Annotated in this window: 26 protein-coding genes and 2 pseudogenes; 11 read left to right on the forward strand and 17 right to left on the reverse strand. The window is 59.7% G+C overall.

Going from position 1 to position 26,428, the window contains the following annotated elements:
* Positions 1 to 8: 8 nt before the first annotated feature.
* The gene (locus ABLU67_RS21440) at positions 9 to 842 is read left to right on the forward strand and encodes an AraC family transcriptional regulator (protein ID WP_025106241.1); all 834 of its coding nucleotides are present in this window, start codon (positions 9 to 11) and stop codon (positions 840 to 842) included.
* Between the two features lies 1 nt (position 843).
* Here ABLU67_RS21440 and ABLU67_RS21445 read toward each other — a convergent pair whose 3' ends face one another.
* On the reverse strand, positions 844 to 1,746 hold the full coding sequence (locus ABLU67_RS21445; RefSeq protein ID WP_014228780.1) for a GGDEF domain-containing protein: 903 nt from the start codon (positions 1,744 to 1,746) through the stop codon (positions 844 to 846).
* Positions 1,747 to 1,878: 132 nt separating this feature from the next.
* Positions 1,879 to 2,193 (reverse strand): hypothetical protein, encoded by a 315-nt coding sequence (locus ABLU67_RS21450; RefSeq protein ID WP_032693404.1) that lies wholly within the window; start codon positions 2,191 to 2,193, stop codon positions 1,879 to 1,881.
* A 110-nt stretch (positions 2,194 to 2,303) separates the two neighbouring features.
* Between ABLU67_RS21450 and ABLU67_RS21455 the strand changes: the two are divergent.
* Positions 2,304 to 2,447: pseudogene (locus ABLU67_RS21455) on the forward strand (DUF2938 family protein); the annotation flags it as partial.
* A 71-nt stretch (positions 2,448 to 2,518) separates the two neighbouring features.
* On the opposite strand, the gene ABLU67_RS21460 reads toward ABLU67_RS21455, so the two are convergent.
* The gene (locus ABLU67_RS21460) at positions 2,519 to 2,833 is read right to left on the reverse strand and encodes a chorismate mutase (RefSeq protein WP_032719718.1); all 315 of its coding nucleotides are present in this window, start codon (positions 2,831 to 2,833) and stop codon (positions 2,519 to 2,521) included.
* A gap of 76 nt (positions 2,834 to 2,909) precedes the next feature.
* Complete coding sequence (locus ABLU67_RS21465) at positions 2,910 to 3,446, reverse strand: LuxR C-terminal-related transcriptional regulator (protein ID WP_032719719.1); 537 nt, start codon at positions 3,444 to 3,446, stop codon at positions 2,910 to 2,912.
* 692 nt (positions 3,447 to 4,138) lie between these two features.
* Here ABLU67_RS21465 and ABLU67_RS21470 point away from each other — a divergent pair.
* Both ABLU67_RS21470 and ABLU67_RS21475 read left to right on the forward strand, forming a co-directional pair.
* Entirely contained in the window at positions 4,139 to 4,840 is a 702-nt protein-coding gene (locus ABLU67_RS21470) for an oligogalacturonate-specific porin KdgM family protein (RefSeq protein WP_014228776.1), read from the forward strand.
* A gap of 68 nt (positions 4,841 to 4,908) precedes the next feature.
* Positions 4,909 to 6,618, forward strand: coding sequence for a pectate lyase (locus tag ABLU67_RS21475; protein ID WP_064405528.1), 1,710 nt, complete (start codon positions 4,909 to 4,911; stop codon positions 6,616 to 6,618).
* 64 nt (positions 6,619 to 6,682) lie between these two features.
* Here the strand turns inward: ABLU67_RS21475 and hpxK are convergent, their stop codons facing one another.
* The 7 genes from hpxK to hpxU form a co-directional block, all read right to left on the reverse strand.
* On the reverse strand, positions 6,683 to 7,945 hold the full coding sequence (gene hpxK / locus ABLU67_RS21480; protein ID WP_032749654.1) for an allantoate amidohydrolase: 1,263 nt from the start codon (positions 7,943 to 7,945) through the stop codon (positions 6,683 to 6,685).
* Complete coding sequence (locus tag ABLU67_RS21485) at positions 7,942 to 9,183, reverse strand: alanine--glyoxylate aminotransferase family protein (protein ID WP_064405530.1); 1,242 nt, start codon at positions 9,181 to 9,183, stop codon at positions 7,942 to 7,944. Before ABLU67_RS21485 ends, hpxK begins: the two co-directional genes overlap by 4 nt.
* 10 nt (positions 9,184 to 9,193) lie before the next feature.
* Positions 9,194 to 9,934, reverse strand: a complete 741-nt coding sequence (locus ABLU67_RS21490; RefSeq protein WP_025106229.1) for an amino acid ABC transporter ATP-binding protein — start codon at positions 9,932 to 9,934, stop codon at positions 9,194 to 9,196.
* Positions 9,915 to 10,571, reverse strand: a complete 657-nt coding sequence (locus ABLU67_RS21495; RefSeq protein ID WP_014228771.1) for an amino acid ABC transporter permease — start codon at positions 10,569 to 10,571, stop codon at positions 9,915 to 9,917. The genes ABLU67_RS21490 and ABLU67_RS21495 overlap by 20 nt, the downstream gene beginning before the upstream one ends.
* Positions 10,571 to 11,236, reverse strand: a complete 666-nt coding sequence (locus tag ABLU67_RS21500) for an amino acid ABC transporter permease (RefSeq protein WP_064375815.1) — start codon at positions 11,234 to 11,236, stop codon at positions 10,571 to 10,573. The genes ABLU67_RS21495 and ABLU67_RS21500 overlap by 1 nt, the downstream gene beginning before the upstream one ends.
* A 9-nt stretch (positions 11,237 to 11,245) precedes the next feature.
* On the reverse strand, positions 11,246 to 12,031 hold the full coding sequence (locus tag ABLU67_RS21505) for a transporter substrate-binding domain-containing protein (protein ID WP_014838043.1): 786 nt from the start codon (positions 12,029 to 12,031) through the stop codon (positions 11,246 to 11,248).
* A gap of 214 nt (positions 12,032 to 12,245) precedes the next feature.
* The gene (gene hpxU, locus ABLU67_RS21510; protein ID WP_004849708.1) at positions 12,246 to 13,085 is read right to left on the reverse strand and encodes a MurR/RpiR family transcriptional regulator HpxU; all 840 of its coding nucleotides are present in this window, start codon (positions 13,083 to 13,085) and stop codon (positions 12,246 to 12,248) included.
* A gap of 168 nt (positions 13,086 to 13,253) precedes the next feature.
* Here hpxU and hpxW point away from each other — a divergent pair, with 168 nt between their 5' ends.
* Genes hpxW through hpxZ form a run of 4 tightly spaced genes read left to right on the forward strand, consistent with a single transcriptional unit; the run spans position 13,254 to position 16,812 of the window.
* Positions 13,254 to 14,837: an oxamate amidohydrolase gene (gene hpxW / locus ABLU67_RS21515; protein ID WP_064358687.1), complete on the forward strand. Its 1,584-nt coding sequence runs from the start codon at positions 13,254 to 13,256 to the stop codon at positions 14,835 to 14,837.
* 9 nt (positions 14,838 to 14,846) lie between these two features.
* Positions 14,847 to 15,035 (forward strand): oxalurate catabolism protein HpxX, encoded by a 189-nt coding sequence (gene hpxX / locus ABLU67_RS21520; RefSeq protein ID WP_047725089.1) that lies wholly within the window; start codon positions 14,847 to 14,849, stop codon positions 15,033 to 15,035.
* Positions 15,032 to 16,429, forward strand: coding sequence for an AtzE family amidohydrolase (locus ABLU67_RS21525; protein WP_014228766.1), 1,398 nt, complete (start codon positions 15,032 to 15,034; stop codon positions 16,427 to 16,429). The genes hpxX and ABLU67_RS21525 overlap by 4 nt, the downstream gene beginning before the upstream one ends.
* Positions 16,426 to 16,812 carry an oxalurate catabolism protein HpxZ gene (hpxZ, locus tag ABLU67_RS21530; RefSeq protein ID WP_009653539.1) on the forward strand — a complete coding sequence of 129 codons (387 nt, stop codon included), beginning with the start codon at positions 16,426 to 16,428 and terminating at the stop codon, positions 16,810 to 16,812. Before ABLU67_RS21525 ends, hpxZ begins: the two co-directional genes overlap by 4 nt.
* A gap of 120 nt (positions 16,813 to 16,932) precedes the next feature.
* Here the strand turns inward: hpxZ and puuE are convergent, their stop codons facing one another.
* The 3 genes and pseudogenes from puuE to ABLU67_RS21545 all read right to left on the reverse strand — a co-directional run bounded on the left by puuE (position 16,933) and on the right by ABLU67_RS21545 (position 19,341).
* Complete coding sequence (gene puuE / locus ABLU67_RS21535; protein ID WP_004849698.1) at positions 16,933 to 17,865, reverse strand: allantoinase PuuE; 933 nt, start codon at positions 17,863 to 17,865, stop codon at positions 16,933 to 16,935.
* Positions 17,753 to 18,625: pseudogene (locus tag ABLU67_RS21540) on the reverse strand (aspartate/glutamate racemase family protein); the annotation flags it as partial. The pseudogene ABLU67_RS21540 and the gene puuE, both read right to left, overlap by 113 nt.
* Complete coding sequence (locus ABLU67_RS21545; RefSeq protein ID WP_014228762.1) at positions 18,625 to 19,341, reverse strand: GntR family transcriptional regulator; 717 nt, start codon at positions 19,339 to 19,341, stop codon at positions 18,625 to 18,627. The pseudogene ABLU67_RS21540 and the gene ABLU67_RS21545, both read right to left, overlap by 1 nt.
* Positions 19,342 to 19,485: 144 nt before the next feature.
* Here ABLU67_RS21545 and ABLU67_RS21550 point away from each other — a divergent pair, with 144 nt between their 5' ends.
* Both ABLU67_RS21550 and guaD read left to right on the forward strand, forming a co-directional pair.
* Positions 19,486 to 20,973 (forward strand): NCS1 family nucleobase:cation symporter-1, encoded by a 1,488-nt coding sequence (locus tag ABLU67_RS21550; RefSeq protein WP_348852530.1) that lies wholly within the window; start codon positions 19,486 to 19,488, stop codon positions 20,971 to 20,973.
* Between the two features lie 109 nt (positions 20,974 to 21,082).
* On the forward strand, positions 21,083 to 22,402 hold the full coding sequence (gene guaD, locus ABLU67_RS21555; protein ID WP_025106222.1) for a guanine deaminase: 1,320 nt from the start codon (positions 21,083 to 21,085) through the stop codon (positions 22,400 to 22,402).
* Positions 22,403 to 22,506: 104 nt separating this feature from the next.
* On the opposite strand, the gene uraH is transcribed toward guaD, so the two are convergent.
* Genes uraH through ABLU67_RS21570 form a run of 3 tightly spaced genes read right to left on the reverse strand, consistent with a single transcriptional unit; the run spans position 22,507 to position 24,690 of the window.
* A complete protein-coding gene (gene uraH, locus ABLU67_RS21560) occupies positions 22,507 to 22,833 on the reverse strand; it encodes a hydroxyisourate hydrolase (protein WP_025106221.1) in 327 nt (108 codons plus the stop codon).
* The gene (uraD, locus tag ABLU67_RS21565; protein ID WP_014228758.1) at positions 22,830 to 23,330 is read right to left on the reverse strand and encodes a 2-oxo-4-hydroxy-4-carboxy-5-ureidoimidazoline decarboxylase; all 501 of its coding nucleotides are present in this window, start codon (positions 23,328 to 23,330) and stop codon (positions 22,830 to 22,832) included. Before uraD ends, uraH begins: the two co-directional genes overlap by 4 nt.
* Positions 23,308 to 24,690, reverse strand: a complete 1,383-nt coding sequence (locus ABLU67_RS21570; protein WP_014228757.1) for a nucleobase:cation symporter-2 family protein — start codon at positions 24,688 to 24,690, stop codon at positions 23,308 to 23,310. Before ABLU67_RS21570 ends, uraD begins: the two co-directional genes overlap by 23 nt.
* A gap of 346 nt (positions 24,691 to 25,036) precedes the next feature.
* Here ABLU67_RS21570 and hpxO point away from each other — a divergent pair, with 346 nt between their 5' ends.
* On the forward strand, positions 25,037 to 26,191 hold the full coding sequence (gene hpxO, locus ABLU67_RS21575) for an FAD-dependent urate hydroxylase HpxO (protein WP_014228756.1): 1,155 nt from the start codon (positions 25,037 to 25,039) through the stop codon (positions 26,189 to 26,191).
* The last annotated feature ends 237 nt before the right edge of the window (positions 26,192 to 26,428 follow it).

Raw genomic sequence — 26,428 nt, forward strand, 5'->3', positions numbered from 1 at the left:
CATACGGAATGATTGACGATCTGGCGGATATTTTAAATCGTTTAGTAAATCAGAAAGATAATCTGCACGTCAGGTTCCCCGACCCGGATATCTCCGAGCCCGAGCTGGCGTTTAAGGTGCCCTTTCCACGGCTGGAAATTGTGCTTGAGGGCGAGCTTAAGGAGAGCGGGCTGCCGCTGTCGGAGACGATGCTCTCCGCCTCGCAGGTGCTCTACGTTCAGGCGGGTAAATGGACGCTGCCGGAATGGACCGCGCCGGCGTCGACGTTAAGCATTCTGTTTGGTCGCCAGAAGCTCGGGTTTTGCGTTCAGCACTGGGACGGCAAGCAGCTGCGCACGGAAAAGCAGAACGTCGCCCGCCTCGGACCGCGCGTGGGCTCCTACCTGCTGCTGTCGCTCAATGAAATCTGCCTGCAGCCGGACCCGGTAACCGCCAGGCTGGTAGTCGCGGCCCTGTTGAGCCACTGCCTTGAGCAGCTGGTCGGGCTGGAGATGCGCGTCAGCCGCAGCCGCGATCTGTTTCTGGCGGTACAGGATTATCTCGAAGAGCATCTCACCCAGCCGCTGACCCGCGAGTCGGTAGCGAAGCGTTTTCATATTACGCCCAACTACCTGTCGCATATATTCCAGAAATCCGGCTCCGTCGGTTTTAATGAGTTTCTCACCAGCGTCCGCCTGGAAAAGGCGAAAAAGCTGCTGCGCGGCTACGACCTCAAGGTCAAAGAGATCGCCCACAACTGCGGTTTTGTCGACAGCAACTATTTCTGCCGGGTGTTTAAACGCTACACCGAGCGCTCACCTTCCGAATATCGTCGCCACTGCCGCAGCGCGCAGCAGGGATAGTTCACGCGGCCCATTCAACCCGTCCGCGGCCGTTATTTTTCGCCTTATAGAGCGCGTCATCGACCTTTTTAATAAACAGGTTCTGCGGCTCGTCTTTATGGCGCAGACCGACGCCAATGCTGATCGACAGCGGGTTATCGTGGTTGATCAAGATCGCGCGGGCGTTTTGCAAAATCGACTGCGCCAGTTCATCCACTTCCTGCGCCGACAGGCCATCGACAATAATGGCAAACTCTTCTCCGCCAATCCTCGAAGGCAACACCTTATCGCTGGTAAGCTTCGCCAGCTGTTTGCCAAGGGCAAACAGCACTTCGTCCCCCACCAGATGTCCCCAGGTGTCATTAATTTTCTTGAAGTAGTCGATATCCACAATCATCAGCGCCAGCCTGCGCCCCTCCTTCTCGCGGATGGTGTCGATAAAAAAGCGACGGTTGGGCAGCTGGGTCAGCTCATCCTTGAGCGATTGCGAACGCGCGTCGACGTACAGGAGATTGATGCGCTCAATAATTTTGTAGACCCCGACCGCGCTCAGCAGCATGCCGGACAGGCGCAGCAGATCTTCGCAGTAGTACCCCATCCAGCGCGGCTGGTGGAATATTTCGTCCATCAGGTCGAAAGTGCCACCGGCAATCCACAGCAGCAGGCCGTAGCGTACCCAGTTAACCGCCACGTGGTTCATCCGCACCTTGGTCGAACTCCAGAGCATAAACAGCAGAAATAGCAGCGCCAGCAGATCGATATACATCCCTGGATTGGTCAAAATTTCGCGCCACGGCCCCAGCGGCGGCGAGACGAACGCGCACAGGCTCGATACGGCGACAATCGCCAGCAGTGCCGGAAGAATATGCGTTCGAGAGATAGAAGAACAGGGTTGAATATGGATGTTTTTTTCGCGTTCGGGCATGGTCAGGTCTCATTACAGCGCGGCTTGCCGGGTTTTTAGCATAACAGCGCAGAGCGTTTGCGCGAACTGTAAAGGTGCGATGCCGGGCGACGGGCGCGGATTTCCTGGTCCGCCGCAGACTCAGCCTTAAGGTTATCTCGAACTATCTGCCTCGACGTTAACGCTGACGTTCAGTCTCTTCGCCTCCATGGTTATTATCTTCCGGGCAAGCGCCCTGTCGCTCCCGTGCACCCGATCTATCAGCGCCTGGACGATTGTCATCATGAGAAAGTGCTGATTAGCCGGACAGAAATCGGTCATATCAATCCCGCAATCCACCAGCTGCTGGTGCGCATCGCGCTCTGTCTGCTCAATGGTTTCAATCACTTTCTCTTTCATATGCTCGATACGCGCAAAAACCACGCGATTAATGATTTCGATTTGCTCAGGCGTAAAATTTTTTTCCATCATTATGCTCTCGTCAAAGTATAAGGTTCTTAATTAGCTGACCAGCCTCAGCTCTCTCGCCACAATCCTTTTAAACTCTTCACAATGCCTATGCTCCGGCTGCGTGCAGCGTACTTCAGCCCGCATTGGGCTTCGGCATTGCGGCATCGCAAACACCTCACCCGTGGCTGGCTCGCTTGCTAAGCGTGCTCACACATCTGGCCTGGGGATTCGGGCTCTATAGCGCGGCACTGGCTATCAGAGCGTGGGGATAATAGCTTAGCAGCCCGTCGGGGAGTCAGAATGAGGCTAACTGACCCTGCGCGCCAGGAGAATATCGTGTGGGTCACTCACCCAACACACCGTTACTTTTTTGCCGCTGTAGCTGATTATGTTGCTCAAGCTCATACTCAATAAAGGCGTCTATCATGGACCGATACACTTTCTCAATAATCACTTCGGGTAACCCTGCGGCAGCCGCCTTTTCGCGAACCCGATCAATAACCTGCTGCACGCGCGCGGGAGCACGAACGGCGGAGTGGTCAGTTTTGAATGCGGCAGCGGCTTTAACGCACTCAGCACGTTGAGCAATCAGGCTAACCAGTTCGCTATCAATCGAATCGATCTGGCTTCTGGCATCGGCAAGGGTGGAAAACGTCATCACTTTGAACCTTTATACTAGTACGATGGCTCAGCATAATATCTCAAATTTCGCCAGATTCCAGCCCTGCGTTTATTCAGAAAGCGCTGGCACGCATAGCCGCATAGAGGGAGCAGAGTTCCTGCAGGCTTTTGGTTCCCATGCGCTTCATCAGCCGGGTACGCTGGACGCTGACCGTGGACGGGCTGACCCCGCGGATACGGGCAATATCATCCAGAGAATGGCCGCGTAAACTGAGCCTCATGATCTGTTGCTCGGCATGGGTAAAATTAAACGTATCGGGCAGATAAGCAACGCTCTGGTTCTGGGCCGATAACAGGCCCATCACTTTTAACGCCTGACGCAGCTCTTCGACCGTCAACCTCTCTGACAAACAGAGCTTTAACAGGCCCGGAAACAGCCGGTTGATGGTCTCAAAATGGCGCTCAGAGGTGATGAAGATGGCGTAGTGCTCCGGCGGATGGCGAAAGAACAAAGCATATATCTCCTGGATATCCATCCCGCAGGTGACATACACGCAGTTGCTTAACCCGGCATCCGCGCCATCGCTCAGCTCCTGCACTATATTCTCAACGCCAGAAATAAATACACGATCCTTTCCATGAATAGTCATCTTGAAGTCCCGAGGTTACCGTCTTTTATTATCCTTCCATATGGATACTTTTCGGAGAGTGTTATGTCGTCAGTCTGGCAGATCAATACCGCCCTCATTTCCGTTTAGCTTTCGTTTAGCTTAAAGGGATCGGCAGTACTGGCTTCGGTTTAACCATTGAAACCATCGAACTATTTTTAAGTTTTAACAAACTGAGCGCTTAAAAATATAGGAATAAGATTACCGTTAATTCACAAAAAATCCTTATATTCGCAAATAAAAACGCAAAATAAACCCAAAGAAACCACTCAACCAGCTGATTTAAAAGAATAATTAATTATTAGGATTATCTTTATAAATGACATAAAAAATATTTACCCTCTATTTTTAATATTCAGATCTCGATCTCAAAACACCATTTCATTTTGTGTAAAAGTAATTTTCAATAAAATTACAGACAGTACTAATTAGTCATCACCAGGGAATAAAGAATAATGTGTGGTGAATCCCCCTAAGCGGCGGGGTCATGCTGAATTGAGGAATACCCTCATCGACGTTTCGTTTTTATAGACGAATCAGGAAGTCAGCGCCTGATTCACCGGGAGGCACCCGGCACCACACTACCATCTAATAATTTCATTTGTATCGTTCTGCCTGCTTTACGGCAGGTAATTTCTTGTACCTTTGGAAAATAAAAAAAGTAGAGGCACCCTATGTTTCGTTCCTTATTATTAGTCACGATCCCTTTTATCAGTATTGCTGCCCACGCGGTGACATTTGATTATCGTCATGAAACCAATGACAAAGCCGGCAATAATCATAAAGACAGACTGCTGATGTCTCACCGTTTTGCCAATGGCTTTGGCCTGTCGCTGGAAGGGAAATGGAAAGGTTCGCAGGATAAAAATAAAGCCTATGATGAAACCGTGAGTAACGGCACCGAAGTGGTGGCGAGCTATGTGCATAAAATAAATAAAACCTTCCAGATTGAGCCCGGCTTCTCTCTGGATACCAGTTCGTCCTCAAACAACTATCGTCCCTACCTGCGCGGTAAAGCGAATCTGACCGACGATGTCAGTGCCTCATTGCGCTACCGACCTTACTACAAGCGCAATTCAGGCAATATCGGCACGTCTAAAGACACCTCGGAGAACGGCTATAATCTGACCAGCGTTCTTTCCTGGAAATTCCTTAAAGATTATCAGCTCGATTATGAACTGGACTATAAAAAAGCCAACTCCGCGGGGGTTATTTTAGCGGATAACGAAAGCTACGACTGGACCCATGATTTTAAGCTAACCTATAAATTTGATAAAAACTGGTCTCCTTATATGGCCATCGGCAACGTTTCCGGCAGTAAAACCACCGATGAACGCCAAACGCGTTATCGCGTTGGTGTGAAATACTCCTTCTGATAACTTCCTGTCAGCCAGATAATAAATAAGGGTTTTATTAAACCCTTATTTTCATTAAGAGGATAATAATGAAGATTGCAAAAATCACCCTGGCATTGGGCGCTCTGAGTCTCTTCTCACTGAGTGCTGGCGCCCAGGAGAACGCGCGCCTGAGCAGCGTAAAGCAGTTCGCTGACGTCGTGCTGGATAAAGCGGGAGATCGGTACGGCCATCACTCTCCTCTGCTGGCCAATGGCGTGGATCCTCGCACCGGCAAGCAAATGGAATGGGTCTTTCCGGACGGTAAAGTGACCGTGCTGTCGAACTTCTCGGCCCAGCAAAACTTGATGCGGGTGCTGGTAGGGTTAAGCAACCTGACCGGCGAAGCAAAATATAAGCAGCGGGTCGCGGAGAATATTCGCTACTACTTTGACCACTATCAGGACGCCAGCGGGCTACTGCTGTGGGGAGGCCATCGCTTTGTTGATTTGAAAACGCTGCAGCCTCAAGGCCCGAGCGAAAAGGAGATGGTCCATGAACTTAAGAACGCGTATCCCTATTACGACATGATGTTTGCCGTCGATGACAAGGCCACCGCGCGCTTTATCAAGGCTTTCTGGAACGCCCATGTTTACGACTGGAAAACGCTGGAAACCAGCCGTCACGGGGAGTACGGCAAAGCGATGGGCGCGCTCTGGCAAAGTGATTTTGTCCAACAGCCGCCCTTTTTCGCCACCAAGGGCCTGAGCTTTCTCAATGCCGGCAACGACCTTATCTACTCCGCATCGCTGCTCTATCAATACGATGGTGACGCTGGCGCGCTGACGTGGGCGAAGCGTCTGGCCGAACAGTACGTTCTGCCGCGAGATAAGAAGACCGGACTGGGCGTCTACCAGTTTACCCAACCGCTAAAACGCGCCGACACCACAGATGACAGCGACACGCATTCGAAATACGGCGACCGCGCGCAGCGTCAGTTTGGCCCCGAACTGGGCCCGGACGCGCTGGAGGGCAATATGCTGCTGAAGGGCCGGACCAGCACGCTCTACTCAGAAAATGCGCTGATGCAGCTTGCCCTGGCAAAATCGCTCGGCAAAGACGGTGACGATCTCAAAAAATGGACCCTTGATGGCCTCAAAGCCTTTGCGACCTACGCTTACGATGAGCAGAACAATACCTTCCGCCCGATGCTGGCCAACGGCACGGATCTCTCCGGCTATGCGTTAAAACGCGATGGCTATTATGGGAAAAAAGGCACGGTGCTCAAAGCCTATCCGGCGGGAAATGAATTTCTTCTCTCCTACGCCCGCGCCTGGACGCTTGAACCGGATCGTGCCATCTGGAAAGTCGCCCGCGGCATCGCGAAAGGCCAGGGTTTAGGCGATATCGGTGAACCCGGCGGCGCAAACCGCAGGCTGAATAGCCAAACGGAGAACCATCAGCCGTATGCGATTTTCGCGCTTATCGACCTGTGGCAGGCCACCGGGCAGCAGGACTATTTGACGCTGGCGGATCGCATCGGCGCAAACATCATCAACAAGCAGCGCCTCAACGGCTTTTTTGTCGATGACCCTGAGGCCGAATATGCCAGTATCGATAGTATTGCCCCCTATGCGCTTCTCGCCCTGGAAGCCGCCTTCCGCAACACGCCGGACGCGGTGGCGCCGTTCCTGAACGGCGCGGGATTCACCGAGGGTGCTTATCGGCTGGCTGACGGGACGGTTCGCTACTCCACCCGAGATGACGAGCTGTTCAGGCTCAGACCCGGCGAACAGCTTAAACCGAACGGCAAAAGATAAAACAGGCCCCCACCGTGGTGGGGGTTGCGCTATGCCCGGTTTACCAGAAGCGAAACGATAGCCGCTACTTCCCGGCATCCAGCGCCGACACCGCGCGCGAATAGGCCGCTATCGCCAGCGCCACATCGTCGGCGGTGACCGACTCGGCGGGATGATGACTGATGCCGCCTTTGCAGCGCACAAATAGCATCGCTGACGGCCAGCGTTCGGCCATGGCGATGGCATCATGCCCGGCGCCGCTCGGCAGCGTCAGCGAACGCCCCTGCACCGCCTGCACCGCCTCGCTCAATACCTGCTGCAATCCGCTATCGCAGGCGGTGGCGGCAATACGGTAAAACTCTTCGGCACTGAACCGCAGCTGGCGACGAGAAGCAATGGCCTGCGCCTCATTCAGCAACGTATCCAGCAGCGCATCCAGCGGCTGGTCGTGCGGCCCGCGAATATCCAGGGTCAGCGTAACGTCGCCGGGTATCACGTTAACCGCGCCGGGCGCGCAGCGCAGCGTACCCACCGTGGCGACCCGGTTTCCGCCCTGCTCGCGGGTCAGGGTCTCTACCCGCACCATCCACTCGGCGGCGGCGGCCAGCGCATCTTTGCGATGACTCATCGGCACGGTCCCGGCGTGTCCCGCCTCGCCGGTAAAGCGGCAGTTCAGGCGACGCGCGCCGTTGATCGCCTCGACCACCCCCAGCGCCAGCCCTTCCTGCTCGAGGCACGGCCCCTGCTCGATATGCAGTTCCAGGTAGGCGGCAATCTCCTCCGGGCGGCGGGCGGCAAGATGAATGCGCGCCGGATCCAGCCCCGCCAGCACCATCGCCTGCGCCACGCTGACGCCGTCGGCATCGGTCTGCGCCAGCCAGCTCTCGGGCCAGGTACCGGTTATCCCGCGGCTGCCGAGCAGCGTAATACCAAAGCGCGTCCCCTCTTCATCGCAAAAGCCGACAATCTCGATGGCCTGTTTCAGCCTCCGCCCCTGTTGATGCAGACCGTGCACCACTTCGATCGCCGTGAGTACGCCGAGCATCCCGTCGTAGCGCCCGGCGTTGCGCACCGTATCAAGGTGCGACCCCAGCAGGATGGCGGGCGCTCCCTCCTGCTCTCCCTCGTAGCGGCCGCAAATATTGCCGACGCTGTCCTGCCAGACGGTCATTCCGGCCTGGGTCATCCACCGCGCCGCCCGCTGGTTGGCCTCGAGATGCTGTGGGGAGAGATAAACCCGGGTCAGGGCATCCGGCGTTTCGCTGATCGCGGCCAGCTCATCGGCGCGGGCCATCACCCGCGCCGCGGCCTGCTGCATTTCCGCCTGCTGGCGTTGTGCTGGACTCATTGGGCGCTCTCGCTGCGATAGTGATCCCACGCGACCTGCATCGCCGCGCCCTGAGTGGTGGAGAATTTGAGATAGTTCAGCACCGACTCCAGCGCGCTGAGCGTGGTCATCACGCAGTCTTTACGCGCGTTGTAGCCCATGGTGCCGATCCGCCACACTTTGCCGTGCAGCGGGCCGAACGAGGTACCGATTTCAATACCGAAATCTTCCAGCATCAGCTTGCGCGCCTGGTCGCCGTTGATACCCTGCGGGATAACGACGCCCAGCACGTTGTTCATCTTATGTTTCAGGTCGCCGAAGGTCTCCAGCCCCATCGCCTGAATGCCTTTGACCAGCGCGTCGCCGTGCAGCTTATGGCGGGCAATGCCGTTATCCAGCCCCTCCTGGAGGATCAGCCGTGCGCATTCGCGGGCGCCGAACAGCGCGGTAGTGGCCTCGGTATGATGGTTAAGGCGCTCCGGCCCCCAGTAGTCCATCACCATGCCGAGATCGAAATAGTTGGAGTAGATCATCTCCTCGTCGCCGTCGCGGTGGGCATCGGTGCGAATCCCCTCTTCCACGCATTTGCGGCGGCGAATCGCCTCTTCCATGCGCGCGCTGAGGGTAATCGGCGAGGTGCCGGACGGGCCGCCGAGGCACTTCTGCATCCCGGCCGAGACCGCATCCAGCCCCCAGGCGTCGGTTTCCAGCGGGTTACCGCCCAGCGAAGCGGTGGCGTCGGTGTAAAACAGTACGTCATAGCGGCGGCAGATATCCCCCAGCTCCGCCAGCGGCTGCAGCATCGTGGTGGAGGTGTCGCCCTGCACCGTCAGCAGCAGGCGCGGACGAATACGTTTGATGGCATCCTCCACCTGGTCCGCGGTAAACACCTCACCCCAGGGCACTTCAATGGTGTGCACTTCCGCCCGGCAGCGGCGGGCGATTTCGCACAGCAGATGGCCGAAGCGGCCAAACACCGGCACCAGCACCTTGTCCCCCGGCCGAATAGCCGAAACCAGGATCGCCTCAATCCCGGCCCTTGAGGTTCCGTCCACCAGCATCGTCCAGCGGTTTTCGGTACGAAATACGCCGCGGTACAGCGCCATCACTTCGTTCATATAGTGGGTCATCGCCGGGTCGTACTGGCCGATCAGCTGGCTCGACATGGCGCGCAGCACGCGCGGGTCGGCGTTAATCGGGCCGGGCCCCATCAGCAGGCGCGACGGCGGATTGAGTTGCGGAAACTGAGTGATATCCATCTTTAAGTCCTTATTGATTGAGGCCGCGCACGGAGGAAATAAACTGCTTCAGTTCGCTGGTCTGCGGGTTGGCGAACAGCGTTTTGCTGTCGCCCTGCTCCCAGACCCGTCCCTGATGCATAAACACGACGCGGTCGCCCACTTCGCGGGCAAAATTCATTTCATGGGTCACGAGAATCAGCGTCATGCCCTCCGCCGCCAGCTGCTCCAGCACCTTAAGCACTTCGCCAACCAGCTCCGGATCCAGCGCCGAGGTGATCTCGTCACAGAGTAAAACTTTTGGCGACATCGCCAGCGCGCGGGCAATCGCCACGCGCTGCTGCTGGCCGCCGGAGAGACTCGACGGGTAGTAATCGAGCCGGTCGCCCAATCCGACCTTTTCCAGCATCCGCTGGGCCAGTTCACGGCACTCGGCGGCGCTCTTCTTCAGCACCCGACGCGGCGCCAGCATCACGTTTTCCAGCGCCGTCATATGCGGAAACAGGTTAAAACTCTGGAACACCATGCCGATAGAGCGGCTGATCTCCCGCGCCTGCGATTCGCGGTCGGTAATGGTCATCCCGCCGAGCTTAATGCTGCCTTCCTGATAGCCTTCCAGGCCGTTGATGCAGCGCAGCAGCGTGCTTTTGCCCGACCCGCTGCGGCCGATAATCGAGATCACTTCGCCCATATCGATATCCAGATCGACGCCCTTGAGCACGTGGTTATCGCCGTAGTACTTCTGCATCTGATTAATGGTGATGAGAGGCATTGAATTTGTTCTCCAGATGACGGCTGTAGCGGGACAGCGGGTAACACAGAATGAAATAGCCCAGCGCCACCAGCGCAAAGACTTTAAACGGCTGATACGTCACGTTGGTCAGCATCGTTCCCGCTTTGGTCAGCTCGACGAAGCCGATAATCGACGCCAGCGCGGTACCCTTGATCACCTGCACGGCAAACCCCACCGTCGGGGCGATGGCGATCCGCAGCGCCTGCGGGGCGACGACCCGATACAGCGTCTGGCCAAAGCTCAGCCCCAGACAGCGCGAGGCTTCCCACTGCCCTTTTGGCAGGGCGCGGATGCTGCCAAACCAGATATCGAGCAAAAAGGCGCTGGTATACAGCGTCAGCGCCAGCGACGCCGCGGTCCACGCCGAAACGTCGATGCCGAACAGCGCCACGCCGAAAAAGGCGAGAAACAGCTGCATCAGCAGCGGCGTCCCCTGAAACAGTTCGACATAGCCGCGGATCAGGCGTTTTACCTGACGCCCGCCGGTCATGCGCAGCAGCAGGAGCGGCAGCGTGACCAGCGCGCCGCCGAGAAACGCCACCAGCGACAGCAGCACCGTCCAGCGCCCGGCCAGCAGCAGATTGCGGACAATGTCCCAATCGGTAAAGGTGGTCATCATGCCTGCACCCCCAGCCATTTACGTCCCGCCGCCATCAGCAGCTGACGCATCGTTATCGACAGCGCTAAATAAATCCCCGTCGTCACCAGATAGACCTCAAAACTGAGGAAGGTGCGCGACTGAATCAGGTTAGCGGCAAAGGTCAGCTCTTCATAAGAGACCTGCGACACCACCGATGAACCGAGCATGACGATGATGCACTGGCTCACCAGCGCCGGATAAATGCGCTGCAGCGCGGGCGGCAGAATGACCTGAATAAAGATCTGCGTCCGGGTCAGCCCCAGTACGCGCCCCGCTTCCCACTGACCTTTCGGCGTCACCTGAATCCCGGCGCGTACGATCTCGGTACTGTAGGCCCCAAGATTGACCACCATCGCCAGCAGCGCGGCCTCGCCCGCCGTCATCTTCAGCCCCAGATTCGGTAAGCCGAAGACGATAAAAAACAGCTGTACCACAAACGGCGTGTTGCGAATCAGTTCGACATACCCGCCCCAAATCCGGCTGAACCACGTGGGACGCCCGCTGCGGATGGCGGCGCCGAAGATGCCAATCGTCAGGCCACCTATCGTCGCCAGCACCGTCAGCTGAATGGTCACCCACAGCCCCGCCAGCAGCTCCGGCCAGTGCGGCCAGAGCGCAGAAAAATGAAGTTGCTCCGTCATGCCCGGACCTTATGCGCCGAGGCTGGCAGGCAGCGGCGCTTTCAGCCACTTCTCAGACAAACCGTTCAGGGTGCCGTCTTTTACGCCCTGCTCAATCAGCGCATCCACTTTCGCCTTCAGGGCCGGTTGGTTCTTTTTCAGGCCGATAAAGCACGGCGAATCCTTCAGCATAAAGCTCGGCACCGGGGCCTTGTCAGCGTTCTGCCGGGAGATGGCCGCCACCACCAGGTTGCCGGTGGCCACATACTGCACCTGGCCAGATAAATAGGCCGACAGCGTTGTGTTGTTATCTTCGTAGCGCTTAATCTGCGCCTCTTTCGGCGCCACGCTGGTCAGCACCATATCTTCCACCGCGCCGCGGGTCACGCCCACGCTTTTACCGCTCAGCGCCGCCGGGTCTTTCAGCTCCGCGCCTTTCGGGCCAAATACGCCGAGGAAGAACGGCGCATAGGCGCGGCTAAAGTCGATCACCTTTTCGCGCTCGGCGTTTTTACCGAGGCTGGAAATCACCAGGTCCACCTTATCGGTTTGCAGATAAGGCACGCGGTTGGCGCTGGTCACCGGCACCAGCTGCAGCTTGAGCTTCATCTCTTTGGCGAGATAGCGCGCCATATCGATGTCGTAGCCCTGCGGCTGAAGGTCGGTGCCCACCGAGCCAAACGGCGGGAAATCCTGCGGCACCGCAATGCGGATCGTGCCGCGCTTTTCAATATCCTGGAGCTGGTCAGCTTTCGCCGCCGGGAGGTTGGTTAACAGACAAGCGGCCCCGGCCAGTGCGATCAACAGTTTCTTCATGATGTTTACCCGTTACGTTAGCATGAAACAAAAGATTCTTTGAAGTCAGTTTTGCAACTAATGTGCCAGATAAAGCGCTGCGCATCGGGTTAGCCCGCCGTTTGGCTAAATGAACGTAAAACAAGGGAAATTGAGGAATTAAGAGGGAACAACCGCGCGTTCCCCTATTATTTTATCGCACCAAAACCATGCAAAGCACCACGCTGGCGCCCCATTATCGTTGTTCCAGCTCGTCCAGCTGCTGATAAAGGGTGGCGATGTCGTGAATGCGCGGGCGGCCTTTATCGAGAATTTCGTGCAGAAAGGCGTTCGACAGCAGATTGATCAGGCTATTGACCGAGGCGTAGCTGTCGTAGGCCGATACGCTATCCAGCGGTGCGCAGAGCCGCCAGCGCGCCAGCGGAAACAGGCCGTGGGCCTGCGGCTCGCACATCAGCAGCGCCGGAATGCCGCTGCTCTGCAGCTGCTGCAGCAGCGGGCGAATAATTCGCGGGCGGCGGCGGAACGCCATTACCACCACCAGATCGTCGGCGGTTAAATCCACCAGCTCTTCGCTTAAGCTTTGTCCCGGCTGCGGCAGCACCAGCACCTGCCCGCGCGCCTGCAGGAGCTGCTGGCGCAGATGCAGCGCCGCCGGATAAGCATTGCGCATGCCGATAATCACGATACGCCGGGCGCTCACCAGCGCCTGAATCGCCTCGGCGAACTGCTGGACATCAAGGGCGTTAACCCACTGGGTCAGGTTGGCCATCTCCTGTTTATAGTGGCGCGCCAGCAGCGTGTTACCCTGCACCGCATCGCGATTATCGGTCAGTGGCATTCCGCTCTGGCGCAGGGTGCGCAGCTCATCGCGCATATCTTTATATTTTTCATAGCCCAGGCGCTTGAACAGACGGCTGACCGTGGCTTTCGATACGCCGCTCAGCTGCGCCAGCTCGGCGCTGTTGTAGCTAATCAGGTCATCAAAATGATCGAAAATAAAATCCGCCACCCGCTGCTCCTGGGGCGATAATGACGGGTACTGCTCTTTCAGTCGTTCATCAAGCTGTTGCATAAGACCTCTGTAACTTTCGTTTCACCGCACTATACCGCTAACGCCTTTCATAATGCATGCCAGTTCGGCAAAAAACGCGCATCGTCGGCAACGATTGAAACTTTACGTTCAGACATGGAACAGCTTTTGCAACCCTCTGCGGACATTTCGCTTAATTGAGGACACCCCATGCAAAGTCATGTTGCCGCCCGCGGGATGGCGGTTGCGCCCCATCATCTGGCCAGCCAGAGCGCGCTGGCGGTTCTGCGCGAAGGCGGAAGCGCCATCGAAGCGATGGTCGCCGCCGCTGCGACCATCGCCGTGGTTTACCCGCATATGAATGGCCTCGGCGGCGATGGCTTCTGGCTTATCGTGCCCCCCGAGGGCGATCCCATCGCCATTGACGCCAGCGGCGCGGCGGGGTCGCTGGCGACGCCGCAGGCCTACGCCGGCCTCGCGCAGATCCCCCACCGCGGACCGCAGGCGGCCCTGACCGTGGCGGGCACCGTCAGCGGCTGGGACGAAGCGCTTAAGGTTTCGCGGGAGTTAACCGGGAAATCGCTGCCGCTGACGCGTCTGCTGGAAGATGCCATCGGCTACGCCGCCGGCGGTATCCCGGTGACCGCCTCGCAGGCCAGCGCGACCGCCGATAAATTCAGCGAACTGCGCGACCAGCCCGGCTTCGCCGAAACCTTTCTGGTGGACGGCCAGCCGCCGAAGGCCGGGAGCCGCTTTTTGCAGCCGGCGCTGGCGAACACTCTGCGCCGATTAACCGAAGACGGTTTAGACAGCTTCTATCGCGGGCCGCTGGCGGAGCAGCTGGCCCGCGGTATGGAAAAGTACGGACTGCCCGTCACCCTTAGCGACCTACAGCAGCATCGCGCTCGCCGCCCCCAGCCGCTCAGGCTGGCGCACCAGCACGGCGAACTGTGGAACCTCGCGCCGCCGACCCAGGGACTGGTTTCGCTGGCGATCCTCGGCATCACCGACAGGCTGGCGATGGCCGATGCCGACGATGCGATGACCGTCCACCGAATTGTGGAGGCGACCAAGCTGGCCTTCGGCCTGCGCGACGCGCATATCACCGATCCCCGCCACCTTGATGTCGATATCCAGAGCCTGCTGGCGCCGGCGGCGCTGCAGCCGCTGGCGGAGAATATCGACGACCAGCGGGCGGCCCCGTGGGGCGCGGGCAAAGGCCCGGGCGACACCGTATGGATGGGGGTTATCGATAAAAGCGGGCTGGCGGTCTCCTTTATCCAAAGCCTGTACCACGAGTTCGGCAGCGGCGTGGTGCTGCCGGAAAGCGGCATTGTCTGGCAGAACCGCGGGGCATCGTTCAGCCTCGACCCGCGCCACCTGCTGGCGCTGGCGCCCGGCAAGCAGCCGTTTCACACCCTCAACCCCGCCGCCGCAAGGCTGAACGATGGCCGGGTGATGGTGTACGGATCCATGGGCGGCGACGGCCAGCCGCAAACTCAGGCCGCTATTTTCACCCGCTACGTCATGCAAAACGTGCCGCTACAGGAGAGCATCACCCGGCCGCGCTGGCTGCTGGGGCGTACCTGGGGGCAGACTTCCGACTCGCTCAAGCTGGAGGGCCGCTTCAGCGCCGAAAGCGTTGCCCGCCTGCGTCAGCTGGGGCACGACGTTGACGTGCTGGCCGATTTTAGCGAAGCCATGGGCCACGCCGGGGCGATTGTACGCCATCCCAACGGCCTGTTTGAGGGGGCCAGCGATCCGCGCAGCAACGGCTCCGCCGCCGGCTATTAGGAGCTGATGATGAACACACCGCACAACGAATGGGACGCTTACCTCACACAAATGGAACAGCTGCTGGCGCTGGAGCTGGACGATGCGCGGCGCGCAGAGCTCAGGATGCAGTTTAGCCGCATTGCCGCCATGGCCGGGCCGCTGCTGGCCTTTCCCCTCGACGATCGCGTCGAAATCGCCGGAGTCTATAAAGCATGAAGCTACCTGAAATGACGATTCACGAAATCCAGCGCGCGCTGGCCGCCGGCGAGCTCAGCGCCAAAGAGATCGCCCGCCACACCCTGGAGAACATCGCCCGCGTTAACCCGCAGATCAACGCCTGGACCCACGTCAGCGAAAAGCGCATGCTCGCTGAGGCGGAGAATATCGATACCCTGCGGCGGGAAAAAAAGCCCCTGCCCGCGCTGGCAGGCGTTCCCTACGCGGTGAAAAATCTGTTCGATGTCGCCGGCCATACCACCCTTGCCGGTGCGCAGTTGCTGAGCGATCGCCCCGCCGCCGCCGCCGACAGCTGGGCGGTGCGCCAGCTGCATAGCGCAGGTGCGCTGCTCTCCGGGATGCTGAATATGGATGCCTACGCCTACGGTTTTACCACCGAGAACAGCCACTACGGGGCTACGCGTAACCCGCACGATCTTTCGCGGATTGCAGGCGGCTCCTCGGGCGGGTCGGCGGCGGCGGTGGCCGCCGGGCTGGTGAATTTCTCGCTGGGCAGCGATACCAACGGCTCCATTCGCGTCCCGGCCTCGCTGTGCGGGATCTTCGGCCTCAAGCCGACCTTTGGCCGTTTATCGCGCTCCGGCAGCCATCCTTTCGTCGCCAGCCTCGACCATATCGGTCCGTTTGCCCGCTGCGTCAGCGACCTTTCGGCGGTCTACGATGCGCTGCAGGGTCGCGATCCGGGCGATGGTTTTCAGGCCGACAAGGCCAGCGAGCGCACGGCTAATCTGCTGTCGCGCGGTCTCGAAGGCCTGCGCTGCGCCACGCTCGGCGGTTATTTTACGACATGGTGCGATAACGACGCCCGTGCGGCCGTCGCTCGCGTCGCCGGGGCGCTGGCGGCGCATGAGGCTGTGATTTTCCCGGAGGCGGAGCTGGCCCGCTCGGCGGCGTTTATTATCAGCGCCGCCGAGGGCGGAAATCAGTACCTGCCCGCGCTGCGTAGCCAGCCCGAACGTTTTGAGCCGAACTCCCGCGAGCGCCTGCTGGCGGGCGCGATGATCCCGTCGGCCTGGTATCTTCAGGCCCAGCGCTTCCGCCGCCACGCGCAGCAGGCGTTTAAAGCCCTGTTCGCCCATGCGGATGTGCTGATCGCCCCGGCCACGCCGTGCAGCGCGACGCTCATCGGCGCGCAGACCATGGAGATTAACGGCCAGCCGCTGCCGATTCGCGCCAGCATGGGGATGCTGACCCAGCCCATCTCCTTCCTTGGCCTGCCGGTGGTCACCGTGCCGCTGCGTACGGCGAACGGTCAGCCGATTGGCCTGCAGCTGATTGCCGCGCCTTTTAATGAACAAGCCTGTCTGCGCGCGGCGCGGGCGCTGGAAGAGATGGGCATTACCGACGCCCGCCCGGTGGAGATAGCAGCATGATGACGCAAGAGCAGATTAATCGCCCGTTGGTTCTCGCGGAGGTGACGGCGGCGTTTTACCGCTATGAGGAAGCGCTGGTGAGCAACGATATCGCGGTGCTGGATGAGCTGTTCTGGCACGATAAGCGCACGGTGCGGCTGGGGGCCGGGGAAAATCTCTACGGTATCGACGAAATCCGCGCCTTTCGCGCCGCCCGCCCGGCCGCCGGCCTGCAGCGCGCGCTGCGGCACACCACCATCACCACCTTCGGCGAGGATTACGCGGTGTGCAGCACCGAATTCACCCGCGAAGGCAGCGAACGCATTGGCCGACAGCAGCAAACCTGGGTGCGCTTCCCCTGCGGCTGGCGCATCGTCGCCGCCCAGGTGAGTTTGATGAGTTAAGCCCCGCGCCTTTCCCGGTATCCCCCGGGTTGCGCTGCGCTTACCCGGGCTGCCGGATTGCGGCCGTTTGCAGAGCTGTAGCCCGGGTAAGCCGCTTGCGGCGCGACCCGGGGAACGCCTTTACCCCCGGAACGGATGAACGTCGCGCCAGTGGTCGGCAATCTGCTGACGAGTGCAGACCCAAACCTGGTCGTGCTGCTGCACATAATCAAGGAAACGCTGCAGCGCGCGGAAGCGGCCCGGGCGCCCCAGCAGGCGGCAGTGCATCCCGATGGACATCATCTTCGGCGCGCTGGCCCCCTCGGCGTACAGCACATCGAAGCTGTCTTTCAAATAGGTGTAAAACTGCTCGGCGGTATTGAACCCCTGGGCGGTGGCAAAGCGCATATCGTTGGCGTCGAGGGTATAAGGTACGATCAGGTGCGGCTTACGCGTCCCGTCGCCGCAGGCCACCTCGCTCCAGAACGGCAGATCGTCGCCATAATAGTCGCTGTCGTAATCAAAACCGCCGTGCTCCACCACCAACTGGCGGGTATGGGGACTATCGCGCCCGGTATACCAGCCGGTGGGCGGTTTGCCAAACAGATCGGTTAACACCTGCACGGCTTTATGAAGATGCTCCCGCTCCTGCTCGATAGGCATATTCTGGTAGTGGATCCAGCGCCAGCCGTGGCTGACCACGTCATAGTTCGCCGACTTAATCGCCTCGACCACCTCGGGATGACGCGCCAGCGCCATGGCGACGCCAAACACGGTCAGCGGCAGTCCCCGCTGGCTGAACTCATTATGGATGCGCCAGAAACCGGCGCGGCTGCCGTACTCATACAGCGAATCCATCGACATATGCCGGTCAGGATAGCTGGCGGCACCGATAATATCGGACAGAAACTGCTCAGAACCGGCATCGCCGTGCAGCACGTGGTTTTCCGAGCCCTCTTCGTAGTTCAGAACAAACTGCACGGCGATGCGCGCGTTGTTCGGCCACCGCGCGTGCGGCGGCTGTCCGCCGTAGCCGCGCAGGTCGCGTGGGTAATCGTCTGCCAAAAATGCCATCTGCTACCTCTTCATATTAAAAGGGATTTAATGCCTGAAATTTGCCGCTCAACGCCTTGGCTTCCGGAAACCCTAAATCGCCCTGCTTGCTGGTCGACAGGCCTAACGCCACCAGCGACTCAACCATTTTGACCGCCGCGCTGACGCCATCGATCACCGGCACGCGCAGCTCGCGGGTCAGCTCCTGGGCCAGCGTCGCCATCCCGCCGCAGCCCAGCACGATAGCCCCGCAGCCGTCCTCTTTTAGCGCCTGGATACAGCGCGCTCGTACTTTCTCCTGCGCCAGACCGCTGCCGTCCTCCAGCGCCAGCACCGGTAAATCAATGGCGTGCAGGGCGGCGCAGTGGTCATGAAAACCATACTGGTGCAGCAGATGACGGGCGATGATCAGGGTGCGCGGCAGCGTGGTCACGATGGAAAAACGGGTGGCCACCAGCGTCGCCATATGCATCGCCGCTTCGGCAATCCCCACCACCGGCCCCTGCGCCAGCTCGCGCGCCGCCAGCAGCCCGGGGTCGCCAAAACAGGCGATCACGTGCCCGTCTACCCCCTGTTGACGACCGGCTTTGATCTGCTCCAGTACGCCGACGGCGGCGATGGCTTCATCAAAGTGGCCCTCTATCGACGGCACGCCCTCGCGGGGGCAGACCGCCAGAATCTCGGTTCCCGGCGCGGCAGCCGCCCGCGCGGCGGCGCCGATGGTTTCCGTCATGGCCAGGCTGGTGTTGGGGTTGATGACTTGTATACAAACAGCGGCCATTACGGCTCCTTATAGCCGGCAAACAGCCGGGCAAAATCGGGCAGGGTCACGCCAGAGCGCTCAAAACAGAGGCTGGCGACAATATGTTCAAAATGGTGGCTTAAGGCGTCGCTCAGGGGCTGGAGCGCCTTGTCGCGCAGCAGCTGGACAAGCTGTTCGTGATCGTCGCAGCGGCAGCCCTGACGCCACGGCGATCCCCACGCCGCGATAACCAAGGATGAACGCTGGCTCAGGCGGGTCACCATCTCGGTGAGCACCTGATTGCCGGAGATCGCCTGCAGCTGAATATGAAACTCGGCCGAATAGCGGATCGCCGCCGGGCCGTCATAGCGTTCATGCGCCTGCTGCTCCTGACGGATAATGGCCTCCAGCGCCGCCAGGTGCGGCGGCTGGCAGCGGGTCAGCACATCCGGCAGGTTGGCCACCTCCAGCAGCGCGCGGGTACGAAAGATCGCCTGCGCCTCTTCGACCGTTGGGCTGGCGACCTGTGCACCACGTTTGGGCGTCAGGGCGACCATTTGCACAGTCGCGAGTCGTTGCAGCACTTTTCTGATCCCGGTGCGGCTTACGCCAAACACCTCCGCCAGCGCCTCCTCCGGCAGTTTGCTCCCCGGCGGCAGCTGATGCTCGACGATCGCGGTCATCAGCGCCTGATAGATGGATTCGTCTTTATCCTGCAGCTCTGGCGCGGCCTGCAGACGATGTTGGTTGCTCATTCACCACTCCGGTTTTTACTTTTTGATATCGGATCGTATACATAAAATTTAATTATTGCATACAAAATTAACTGTTTTGGCCTGATTCCTGCAACAGCCTCGGCAATCCATTTAAACGGGTGTTCATTTACAGGAGCAGGTTTCATGCCAAATCAACAAAATACGCATCAGGTTAAGGCCGCTGATCCCCACGCTGGATACAGCCCACGGCTTTGCAATGAGGATCTGGCGCCAACCCGCGACCAGAACTGGAGCTGGTACAACATCTTTTCTTTCTGGATGTCGGACGTGCACAGCATGGGAGGCTACGTGGTGGCGGCGAGCTTCTTTACTCTTGGTCTTGCGAGCTGGCAGGTGCTGCTGTGCCTGCTGGTGGGGATTTGCATCGTTCAGCTGTGCGATAACCTGGTGGCGAAGCCCAGCCAGATGGCGGGGGTGCCCTACGCGGTCATTTGCCGTCAGGCGTTTGGCGTCTTTGGAGCCAATATTCCGGCGGTGATCCGCGGGCTTATCGCCTTCGCGTGGTACGGCATTCAGACCTATCTCGCCGCCAACGCGCTGATGCTGGTGCTGCTGAAGTTCTGGCCCTCGCTGTCGACGCTCACCGCTTCCAGCTTCCTTGGCCTGTCGCATCTGGGCTGGCTCTGCTTCGCCACCATGTGGCTGCTGCAGGCGATGGTGTTCTGGCACGGGATGAACGCCATCAAGCGCTTTATCGATATCGCCGGCCCGGCGGTCTACGTGGTAATGCTGGCGCTGGCGGGATGGATTGTATACAAGACCGGTTTTGACGGGATCTCCTTTACCCTCGCCAGCAAATCGCTGAGCGCCGGGGAGCAGACCTGGCAGATGATCACCGCCACCGCGCTGGTGGTCTCCTACTTCTCCGGCCCGCTGCTCAACTTTGGCGATTTCTCGCGCTACGGCAAAAGCATGGGTGAGATCCGCCGCGGCAACCGCTGGGGCCTGCCGTTTAACTTCCTGCTGTTCTCCATCGTGACCGTGGTGATTGTCTCCGGCACGCAGTCGCTGTTTGGCCGCATGATCACCGACCCGATTGAGACAGTGAGCCGCGTGGGTAACGACCTGGCGGTCGCCATTGGCCTGCTGACCATGATCACCGCCACCATCGGGATTAATATCGTGGCCAACTTTGTCTCCCCGGCGTTCGATTTCTCTAACTGCTCGCCGCAGAAAATCAGCTTCCGCACCGGCGGGATGATTGCCGCCGTGGGATCGATTTTGCTGACGCCGTGGAACCTGTTTAACTCGCCGGAGCTGATCCACTACACCCTCGACGTGCTGGGGGCGTTTATCGGCCCGCTGTTCGGTATCCTGATCGTGGACTTTTACATCATTAAGCGCGGCAAGGTTTCCGTTAACGACCTGTTCGACGACACGCCAAAAGGCCAGTACTGGTACCGCAACGGCTTTAACCCGAAAGCGATCGCCGCCCTGGTACCCTCCGTCGCGATTGGTCTGGTCATCAGCTTTATTCCGGCCCTGCACGAAGTGGCTAACTTTAGCTGGTTTATCGGCGTCTTCCTGAGCGGCGCGGCCTACCGCTGGATCGCCCGCGACGAGCGCGTCGGCGCCACCGCCGGCTTCAGCGCCCTCGCCCAGAAAGAGTAACCCGGCCTTCCCGCCGCGGCGTCACGTCGCGGCGGCTCTCCGCCTGCGCAAACTGGCATTAATCTTGCTCAATCAACCTATCCTTTCGCTAACCCACAGGGCAGCTATGATGTTTGACTACCATGCCGCGGTTCGCGGCGCATTTTTCGATATCGCCGGGGTTGCCGAGAGCGCCGACGATATCGCCCGCCAGGCGCGCTATCTGGAGGATGGCGTGTTGTTTCTTCGCGACGGACGCATTCAGGCGCTGCTGCCGTGGCAGGAGGGCGAACGCTTTCTGCACCCGCAGAAGGGCTATCGCGACCTGCGCGGTAAGCTACTGCTGCCGGGGTTTGTCGATGCCCACGTCCACTATCCGCAAACCGAGATGATCGGCGCATTTGGCGAGCAGCTGCTGGAGTGGCTCACCACTTATACCTTTCCGGTGGAGAGCCAGTTTGCCGATGCCGACTACGCCGCGGAGATCGCGCAGTTTTTTGTCAACCAGCTGCTGAGCCACGGCACCACCACCGCGCTGGTTTTTTGTACGCTGCATCCGCAATCGGTGGATGCCCTGTTTAACGAAGCGCTGCGCCTGAATATGCGCCTGCTCGCCGGCAAAGTGATGATGGATCGCCACGCGCCGGACTACCTTAGCGAAAGCGCGGAGCAGAGCTACCGGCAAACCCGCGAACTGATTGAACGCTGGCACCGGCGCGGCCGCCTCGGCTATGCCATTACGCCGCGCTTCGCGCCGACCTCAACGCCGGAGCTGCTGGCCGCGGTGCGGCAGCTGCGGGAAGAGTTTCCCGATACCTGGCTGCATACCCATCTGAGCGAAAACCTCAACGAGGTGGCGTGGGTAAAAAGCCTGTGGCCGGAGCATGAGCACTATCTTGACGTCTACCATCACTATCGGCTGACCGGCGAGCGTAGCGTGTTTGCCCACGGCATTCACCTGGCGGACGCCGAGTGGCAGTGCCTGCACGAGACCGGCTCAGCGCTGGCCTTCTGCCCGACGTCAAACCTGTTTCTCGGCAGCGGGCTGTTTCGTTTACCGGCCTGCTGGCAGAACAAAGTGCGCATGGGCATCGGTAGCGATGTTGGCGCGGGCACCACGTTCAGTATGCTGCGCACCCTCGGCGAGGCGTATAAGGTCAGCCAGCTGCAAAGCTATCGCCTGCGCGCCAGCGAAGCCTTCTACCATGCGACCCTTGGCGGCGCGCGCGCGCTGCGCCTTGACGAGAAGATTGGCAATTTCCAGCCCGGCAAAGAGGCCGATTTTGTGGTTATCGACCCGGCGGTCACGCCGCTGCAAAGGTTGCGCAGCGGGCGCTGCAAAGATATCTATGAACAGCTGTTCGTGCTGATGACCCTGGGCGATGAACGTAATATCAGCGAGACGTGGGTAAACGGCGAGCGCGTGTGGGGGGATGCGGCTGCGCAGTAGTCCCTTTCCCGGAGGCGGCACGTTGTGCCTGTCCGGGCTACCAGACCACAGACAGTGCCGAACTCGTAGCCCGGACAGGCGCGCAGCGCCGCCTCCGGGGAAATTTAGCTGCCGCGATAGGTGGACCAGCCGCCGGGGGCAATTAAAAACGGTAAATGATAGTGCTCGCCAGCCGCTTCGCGGATGACGAAATCAATCTGCGCGCTCAGGTAGAGCGTCTCGCGCCCGCTGGCGGCAAACCACTCGCCGATTTCCGCGCACAACCGGTAACGCCCCGGCGCCAGCGTCCCGGCGCCGAGTTCGCCAATGCGGCCGTTATCATCGGTGACGCCGCGGGCAACCAGCGCGCCTTCGCGCTCCAGCGCAATCTTTACGCCCTGCGCCGGTCGGCCGGTGGAAATATCCAGAATATGGGTGCTTAAAGTACTCATTCGCCAATCGCTCCTTCCAGTCTTAATAGGGTGATTTCGCGCAGCTGCGCTAACGCGTCCTCGACTTCTGCGCGCTCGCTGTTTTGCAGGCGACGCGACAGCGCCGCCAGGATTTCATCCCCGCTGCGCCCTTTCGCGCGAATCAAAAAGACCCGGCCAAATCGCGCTTCGTAGCGGGCGTTGCCCTCTTTCAGCGCCTGCGCCAGCGCAGCATCGCGGTCATCAACGCTTCCCTGTTCCTGACGCGAGAGCGCCGCGTGCGCCTGAGACCCGGCGGGCTTTTCGCCGATACGCGGATGGGCGCTTAGCGCCTCGGTCAGCTCCGCTTCGCCCCACGCCGCCATCAGCCGCCGGGCGGCGCTGAGTAAATCAGCGCGGCTGCGCCAGGGCCGGCCGGCGGCCAGCGCCGCCGCCCAGCCGGAGACGGCCACGCAGGGTTCCAGCACGGCGACGGCATGTTCACCGCTCAGCTGATTAAAGTGATTCAGCGCGATCATCGGTGCTCCTTGTGGCCGCCGCCGCGGCCGGTTTCTCTTCCGGAATAATCAGATTCAGGACAATCGCCACCAGCCCGCCGCTGGTCGCCGCGGAACCGAACAGGTTACCCACGATCGGCGGGAAGTGGGTCAGAAACGCCGGAACCGCTTCAATGCCGAGACCAAAACCGAAGGCCAGGCCAACGATCAGCATATCGCGGCGGGTCAGCGGTTTCTGGGTGATAATGCGGATCCCCGCCGCCACAACGCAGCCAAACATCACCATCGTCGCGCCGCCCAGCACCGGCGCCGGGATCTGGCGCAGTATCTCGCCGAATGGCGGAAACAGGCCCAGCAGAATCAAAATCACCCCGATGTAGCGGCCAACGTAGCGGCTGGCGACGCCGGTCATCTGAATCACGCCGTTGTTTTGCGCAAAGGTGGTATTGGGGAACGCGCACAGCATCGCCGCCACCATGCAGCTTATGCCATCGGCAAGAATGCCGCCTTTCAGCCGCGAACGAAAGGCCTCGTCATCTATCGACTGCTGAGAGATCAGGCAATTGGCCGTCAGATCGCCTACCGCCTCAAGAATGCAGACCAGCGACACCAGCGCAATCGGCAGAAAAATCGCGCTGTTAAACTGAAAACCAAACGGGAACAGCTGCGGTAAGCGGAACCAGACATCGCCGACGCCTTTAAGCTGGAACGATCCGCTCAGCGCCGCCGCCGCGCAGCCGACGGCAATCCCCACCACCACCGAAGAGAGACGCAGCCAGCGGTTTTTCGCACAGCTCAGCAGGACGATGGTCCCCAGCGTGCCCGCGCCGAGGGCGATATTGCTCATGCTGGCAAACGCTTTAGCCTGCTCGCCGCCGCACCAGTTAATGACGCTGACTTTAATCAGGCTAATGCCGATCAGCGCAATCACGCTGCCGGTAATCACCGGAGTAAAAATGCGCTTCAGCGGTTCAATAAAGCGGCTAACGAGACAGGGCACCAGCGCGGCAACAACGTTGACGCCAAACAGCATGGCCATAATATCCTGCGGCGTGCCGCCCTGCCCTTTTACCCACATACCGCCGGCAATGGCGACGCCGAGGAACGCAAAGCTGGTCCCCTGCATACAGATCATGCCCGCGCCGATCCCCCACAGGCGGTTGGATTGCAGGAAGGTCCCGATGCCGGAAGCCAGCAGGGACATGCTGATCAAATAGGGCAGCCACTCCCCCAGCCCCAGCGCCGCGCCGATAATCAGCGGCGGCGTAATAATGCCTACCAGCCCGGCGAGTACGTGCTGTAAGGCGCTAAAAAAAGCCGGGAGCGGCGGGATCCGCTGCTCAAGGCCGTACAGTAAGCCGCCGTTTTTTTCATCTGACATGGTCGTTTCATCCCGTTGCGAATAAGCGTGCGGGTACGGGTGCACAAAACAGGCCAAACTCGCTCACATTTGCGCAACATTTAATTTTATTCCGTTTTTTCAAGCAGATAACCCATCGTTTTTGCCAGCCCTCTGGCGTCTGACCTCGGCGCGACAATGAAACATTAGATTCTCCATTGCAAATTTAGAAATTATTGATTCATAAAAAGGCAATAAAACCCGCTCTGCGCACCAGCGTTGTGCAACCGCACGGTCGCGGGGAGCCCGAATCGGCGAAATCAGCGCCTGCGCCAAAGTGGTACGCAAATTGCTCAAGCCAATAACGACGTATGTAAAGGAGAAGTAAATGAAAGCATTAGTTATCGGCGGCGGAATCGGCGGCCTGAGCGCGGCGGTGGCATTAAAAAATGCCGGTATCCACTGCGAAGTCTTTGAAGCGGTGAAAGAAATCAAGCCGGTGGGCGCGGCCATCTCCATCTGGCCTAACGGCGTTAAGTGCATGAAGCATTTAGGCATGGGGGATATTATCGAGAGTTACGGCGGCCCCATGTATTTTCTGGCTTACAAGGATTATCTGCGCGGGGAGACTCTGACGCAGTTCAGCCTCGCGCCGCTGGTGGCGCGCACCGGCGGCCGTCCCTGTCCGGTTTCCCGCGCCGAGCTGCAGCGCGAGATGCTCGACTTCTGGGGGCGCGACGCCGTGCAGTTTGGTAAACGCGTCACCCGCTGCGAAGAAAACGCCGACGGGGTTCGCGTCTGGTTTACCGACGGGTCGATGGCTGAAGGCGATTTTCTGATCGCCGCCGACGGTAGCCATTCGGCGCTGCGCCCGTACGTGCTCGGCTATACCCCTGAGCGCCGCTACGCGGGCTACGTTAACTGGAACGGTCTGGTGGAAATTGATGAGGCGATTGCGCCGGGCAACCAGTGGACCACCTTCGTTGGCGAGGGGAAAAGGGTGTCGCTGATGCCGGTCTCCGATGGACGGTTTTACTTTTTCTTTGATGTTCCGCTCCCGGCGGGGCTGGCCGAGGATCGCAGCACCCTGCGCGCGGATCTCAGCCGCTACTTCAGCGGCTGGTCGCCGCAGGTGCAGAAGCTGATCGCCGCCCTCGATCCGCAGACCACTAACCGCATTGAAATCCATGATATCGAGCCGTTTGAACGGCTGGTTCGCGGCAAGGTGGCGCTGCTGGGCGATGCCGGGCACAGCACCACGCCGGATATCGGCCAGGGCGGCTGCGCGGCGCTGGAGGATGCGGTGGTGCTGGGGGATCTGTTCCGCCAGAGCCGGGATATCACCGAGGTATTGCGCCAGTACGAAGCGCAGCGCTGCGACCGGGTCCGCGACCTGGTGCTGAAGGCGCGTAAACGCTGCGATGTGACCCACGGTAAAGATATGGCGCTGACGGAAGCCTGGTATCAGGAGCTGAAATCCGAAACCGGAGAGCGGATTATCAACGGTCTGTGCGAAACCATTCAGGGCGGCCCGCTGGGGTAAAGATGCTGGCATCAGCCCCCTTCCCGGCTCGCGGCGTAAACGCCTTAGCCGGGCTACCGGATCGCAGACGCCGGGAAACCCGTAGCCCCGGTCAGCTCGTAGCCCGGCTAAGCGCAGCGCGAGCCGGGAAGAAGCCACGCCGATGCATCACCCCGACACCGTCCCGGAGGCGGCGCTGCGCGCCTGTCCGGGCTACCGGATCGCAGACGCGGGGAACCCGTAGCTCGGTCAGCGCAG

The organism is Klebsiella sp. GN_Kp190, assembly GCF_040061795.1.
GTDB lineage: Bacteria > Pseudomonadota > Gammaproteobacteria > Enterobacterales > Enterobacteriaceae > Klebsiella > Klebsiella michiganensis.

Coding starts and splice junctions, on each gene's coding strand:
- ABLU67_RS21440 (WP_025106241.1), top strand. CDS start 9: ATGATTGACGATCTGGCGGATATTTTAAATCGTTTAGTAAATCAGAAA.
- ABLU67_RS21445 (WP_014228780.1), bottom strand. CDS start 1,746: ATGCCCGAACGCGAAAAAAACATCCATATTCAACCCTGTTCTTCTATC.
- ABLU67_RS21450 (WP_032693404.1), bottom strand. CDS start 2,193: ATGGAAAAAAATTTTACGCCTGAGCAAATCGAAATCATTAATCGCGTG.
- ABLU67_RS21460 (WP_032719718.1), bottom strand. CDS start 2,833: ATGACGTTTTCCACCCTTGCCGATGCCAGAAGCCAGATCGATTCGATT.
- ABLU67_RS21465 (WP_032719719.1), bottom strand. CDS start 3,446: ATGACTATTCATGGAAAGGATCGTGTATTTATTTCTGGCGTTGAGAAT.
- ABLU67_RS21470 (WP_014228776.1), top strand. CDS start 4,139: ATGTTTCGTTCCTTATTATTAGTCACGATCCCTTTTATCAGTATTGCT.
- ABLU67_RS21475 (WP_064405528.1), top strand. CDS start 4,909: ATGAAGATTGCAAAAATCACCCTGGCATTGGGCGCTCTGAGTCTCTTC.
- hpxK (WP_032749654.1), bottom strand. CDS start 7,945: ATGAGTCCAGCACAACGCCAGCAGGCGGAAATGCAGCAGGCCGCGGCG.
- ABLU67_RS21485 (WP_064405530.1), bottom strand. CDS start 9,183: ATGGATATCACTCAGTTTCCGCAACTCAATCCGCCGTCGCGCCTGCTG.
- ABLU67_RS21490 (WP_025106229.1), bottom strand. CDS start 9,934: ATGCCTCTCATCACCATTAATCAGATGCAGAAGTACTACGGCGATAAC.
- ABLU67_RS21495 (WP_014228771.1), bottom strand. CDS start 10,571: ATGACCACCTTTACCGATTGGGACATTGTCCGCAATCTGCTGCTGGCC.
- ABLU67_RS21500 (WP_064375815.1), bottom strand. CDS start 11,236: ATGACGGAGCAACTTCATTTTTCTGCGCTCTGGCCGCACTGGCCGGAG.
- ABLU67_RS21505 (WP_014838043.1), bottom strand. CDS start 12,031: ATGAAGAAACTGTTGATCGCACTGGCCGGGGCCGCTTGTCTGTTAACC.
- hpxU (WP_004849708.1), bottom strand. CDS start 13,085: ATGCAACAGCTTGATGAACGACTGAAAGAGCAGTACCCGTCATTATCG.
- hpxW (WP_064358687.1), top strand. CDS start 13,254: ATGCAAAGTCATGTTGCCGCCCGCGGGATGGCGGTTGCGCCCCATCAT.
- hpxX (WP_047725089.1), top strand. CDS start 14,847: ATGAACACACCGCACAACGAATGGGACGCTTACCTCACACAAATGGAA.
- ABLU67_RS21525 (WP_014228766.1), top strand. CDS start 15,032: ATGAAGCTACCTGAAATGACGATTCACGAAATCCAGCGCGCGCTGGCC.
- hpxZ (WP_009653539.1), top strand. CDS start 16,426: ATGATGACGCAAGAGCAGATTAATCGCCCGTTGGTTCTCGCGGAGGTG.
- puuE (WP_004849698.1), bottom strand. CDS start 17,865: ATGGCATTTTTGGCAGACGATTACCCACGCGACCTGCGCGGCTACGGC.
- ABLU67_RS21545 (WP_014228762.1), bottom strand. CDS start 19,341: ATGAGCAACCAACATCGTCTGCAGGCCGCGCCAGAGCTGCAGGATAAA.
- ABLU67_RS21550 (WP_348852530.1), top strand. CDS start 19,486: ATGCCAAATCAACAAAATACGCATCAGGTTAAGGCCGCTGATCCCCAC.
- guaD (WP_025106222.1), top strand. CDS start 21,083: ATGTTTGACTACCATGCCGCGGTTCGCGGCGCATTTTTCGATATCGCC.
- uraH (WP_025106221.1), bottom strand. CDS start 22,833: ATGAGTACTTTAAGCACCCATATTCTGGATATTTCCACCGGCCGACCG.
- uraD (WP_014228758.1), bottom strand. CDS start 23,330: ATGATCGCGCTGAATCACTTTAATCAGCTGAGCGGTGAACATGCCGTC.
- ABLU67_RS21570 (WP_014228757.1), bottom strand. CDS start 24,690: ATGTCAGATGAAAAAAACGGCGGCTTACTGTACGGCCTTGAGCAGCGG.
- hpxO (WP_014228756.1), top strand. CDS start 25,037: ATGAAAGCATTAGTTATCGGCGGCGGAATCGGCGGCCTGAGCGCGGCG.